The 3438-nt window shown below is 71.2% G+C and carries 3 protein-coding genes and 1 pseudogene; 1 reads left to right on the top strand and 3 read right to left on the bottom strand.

Annotated features, from left to right (window positions below; translation table 11 throughout):
- Positions 1 to 21: 21 nt before the first annotated feature.
- Positions 22 to 522: a serine hydrolase gene (locus VIP82_RS06020; RefSeq protein ID WP_414684617.1), complete on the top strand. Its 501-nt coding sequence runs from the start codon at positions 22 to 24 to the stop codon at positions 520 to 522.
- Between the two features lie 41 nt (positions 523 to 563).
- Here VIP82_RS06020 and VIP82_RS06015 read toward each other — a convergent pair whose 3' ends face one another.
- From VIP82_RS06015 to VIP82_RS06005, 3 genes and pseudogenes are all read right to left on the bottom strand, one after another.
- Positions 564 to 2723: a bifunctional polysaccharide deacetylase/glycosyltransferase family 2 protein gene (locus tag VIP82_RS06015; RefSeq protein WP_331906644.1), complete on the bottom strand. Its 2160-nt coding sequence runs from the start codon at positions 2721 to 2723 to the stop codon at positions 564 to 566.
- Positions 2720 to 3181, bottom strand: coding sequence for a hypothetical protein (locus VIP82_RS06010; protein ID WP_331906642.1), 462 nt, complete (start codon positions 3179 to 3181; stop codon positions 2720 to 2722). The genes VIP82_RS06015 and VIP82_RS06010 overlap by 4 nt, the downstream gene beginning before the upstream one ends.
- A 118-nt stretch (positions 3182 to 3299) precedes the next feature.
- Positions 3300 to 3438: pseudogene (locus VIP82_RS06005) on the bottom strand (redox-sensitive transcriptional activator SoxR); the annotation flags it as partial.

Below are 3438 nucleotides of genomic sequence, written 5' to 3'. Positions count from 1 at the left end.
TGGACGGCGACGCCGGAGCAGATGGCCGATGCCGCACTGCGGTTCAGCGACAACACCGCCGGCAACCTGCTGCTGCGCGAGCTCGGCGGGCCGCAGGCCGTGACGGCCTTCGCCCGCTCCCTCGGAGCGACCCGAACCCGCCTCGATCGGCCGGAACCTGAGGTCAACGAGGCGACGCCCGGCGACGAGCGCGACACGTCGACCCCCGACGACATCGCGTTCCTCCTCCAGCTCCTGCTGATCGACCAGGGCGCCGGCGCCCTCACCACCGCGCGACTGCAGGAATGGATGCTGCGGAACACGACCTCGGGCAAGCGCATCCTCGCGGGACTGACGCCGCCGTTCGAACTCGCCGACAAGACCGGGCTCGGCGGCTACGGCGTCGTCAACGATGCCGGGGTGATCTGGCGCCCGGGCGAGGAGGCGTTGACGCTCGCGATCCTCACCCGCACCGACCGCGCCGACGCTCCGAGCAACCACGACGTGCTCGCCGACGTCACCCGGCTCGTCGTCGCCGCCTGACGGACCGAGGGAAGTGCATCGCGCCTCGCTGTCGCCGCGCGTCACCCACGGGTGAGATCGGCGGCAGCGGGGGCGACCGGCACCCGCAGCGAGCCGTACCGCTCCATTCGGTGCCAGCGCAGGTGCACACCCGCGAACGCCGTGAACACCGACTGGATGACGACGAGGTACATGAGCTGCCGGTAGACCAACTGCTGCAGCGGGAGCGTCCACAACGGGCGCAGCGACTCCCGGTCGAGCCGGAATGCGTACGCCGCCATGATCAGTTGCAGGGCGAGGAACGCCAGCCAGACCCCGGCGATGCGCCATGGGTCGAGGAAGATGAGGCCGTAGAGGGCGAACAGGTCGACGACCGGGGCGAAGAGCGGCAGCAGCACCTGCAGCACGAGCAGGTATCCGAGCCCGCGTCGTCCGAGCTTTCCGGCTGCGCCGCCCTGCACCACGGCGCCGCGGTGCTTCCACATCGCCTGCAGCGTGCCGTAGCACCAGCGGTACCGCTGCTTCCAGAGCGCACCGAGGGTCGCCGGAGCCTCCGTCCACGCGCGTGCGTCGTCGCGATAGACGACACGCCAGCCGTCGCGGCAGAGCGACATCGTGAGGTCGGTGTCTTCGGCGAGCGTGTCATCGCTCACGCCGCCGACCCGCTCGAGCGCCGTGCGCCGGAATCCGCCGATGGCACCCGGCACGGTCGGCATGCACTCGGCCAGGTCGAACAACCGGCGGTCGAGGTTGAACCCCACGACGTACTCGATGTGCTGCCACGCGCCGAGCACACCCTCGCGATTGGCGACCTTGGTGTTGCCGGAGACGGCACCGACCCTCGGGTCGCCGAACGCCTGCACGAGGGCGTGCACGGTGTTCGGTTCGAACACCGTGTCCCCGTCGACCATGACGATGAGATCGTGGGTCGCCGCCTGCAGCCCGGTGTTCAGGGCGGCCGGTTTGCCGCCGTTCTCACGCCGGATCACCGTGACGCCCGGCAGGCCGAGCCCCTCGGCGATCGCGGCGGTGTCATCGGTCGACCCGTCGTCGACGACGATGATCTCGACGGGATGGGTCGACGCGGCGATCGAGCGGATCGCCGCCTCGATTCCCGCGGCCTCGTTGTGGGCGGGCACGATGACGCTGACCGGCTCGGTCACGGCGGGCCAGGCCGGAGCGCCGGGTGTGTGACGCCCTCGCCGAGCCAGGCGATGGTGACGACGTGCGACCGAGACGACGAGCACCGCCCGCACGAACATGACGATGCCGCTGAGCACGAGCGCCCAGCCGATGAGGACCACGACGGCATCGCTGAGACGGATGCCCCAGACGAAGGCCGAGCCCCCGACGCGGTCGACCGCAGAAGCCGGCTGCGCGCTCGCGACCCCGATCGCGTCGCCGACGCTCGTGACGCGGTATCCGCTCGCATCGAAGTCGTCGAGCACGGCGTCGAGCGCCTCGATGGTCTCGCTGCGATCGCCGCCGCCGTCGTGCATGAGCAGTACCTGGCCCGATTCATCCGGTGGGATGAGGTTGCGCTCGATCGCGTCCACGCCCGGCCGGCGCCAGTCCTCGCTGTCCATGGTCGTCAGCACGTTGAGCAGCCCGGCGTCGGCACCGGCCTGGATCGCCATCCAGTCGGCGTCGGTGACCTCTTCGTTCTCAGCGCTGTAGGGCGGGCGCATGAGCGTCGCCGATCGACCCGTGATGCCCGTCACGGCCAGTTGCGCGGATTGGATCTCGAACTGCCGATGCCAGTCGCCGACGCTGCCGAGGTCGGTGTGCGTGAGGGTGTGCAGGCCGACCTCATGCCCCTCGTCGATCATCCGCTGCACGAGTTCGGGATGATCGATCGCGGCAGTGCCGACCACGAAGAAGGTCGCGTGCACCCCGTGTTCGCGCAGCAGGTCGAGGATGCGCGGCGTCCAGGTCGGGTCGGGTCCGTCGTCGAACGTGAGGGCCAGCGTGCGATCGGGCGGGGTCACCGTGCGTACGGCGGAATCGCTCGCGTCGATGACCGGTCCGCCATCCGTGATCGCGCTGGGTACAGCGGCAGCCGACCCACCGGATCCCGCCGAGTCGTCGGAGACGGCGGCGAGGTGATGCGTGTAGCCCTGCACGGCGAGCGCGACACCGAGGGCGAGCAGCACGGCGCTGAGGACGACCCAGTGCGTCCTCACCCGCGCGCGCGGCACCCCCTGCTCGTCTCGTCTCGTCACGGGCGCGACGGCGCAGGGGGCTCGGGCGAGTTGGTCTGCCCCGGGGCCGACTCGCTCCGACCGGGAGCATCTGCGGCGGGCTCGGCGGCTTCGGGCGCTGCGGTCGGCGATGGGGAGGGGTCCGCCGCCTCAGTCGCCTCGGGCGGTGAGGGCGAGTCGGATGCCGCCGGCGCGTCCGGCTGGGCGCCACCGGGTTGCACGGGGTCGGGCGCCGGCACGGTCGTCGGGACGGGGCGGTTCGCGGCGTCCGCCGCACCGTTCGGGAGGAACGGCATCGCGACGTCGGATCCGCCGATGAACGCGGTCGCGATCATCGCGAGGTACAGCGCGACGCCCGCGAGCACGACGGCGCCGAACACGCGCACGCGACGCAGTCGGCGGCCCGAGCCGTCGACGAAGATCGGCCCTGCCGTCGCGGGGGAACTCGGGGGCTTCGAACTGTCGGGTCTACGCACCATCGGGAGGCGAGTATATTCGGCGGATTCGGGTGTCCGCTGAGACACCCGCGGATCCACCCCCGAAGACACGACCTCCGGCACCCGATCCTGCGGTCCGCTCAGAGCTCCTGCGGTCTGCTCAGAGCCGCTGCGGCCCGGCTCCGTGCTCGCCGAGCTCGTCGTCGGGGTTCAGCAGCCGGCACGCCTTCATCGACAGGCACCCGCAGCCGATGCATCCGGTGAGCTCGCGTTCGAGCTGTTCGATGCCGAGGCGTCGC

This window comes from Microbacterium sp., assembly GCF_036566905.1.
GTDB lineage: Bacteria > Actinomycetota > Actinomycetes > Actinomycetales > Microbacteriaceae > Microbacterium.
The sequence above is the reverse complement of the archived record's forward strand: the minus strand, read 5'-3'. Positions and strand labels throughout refer to the sequence as shown.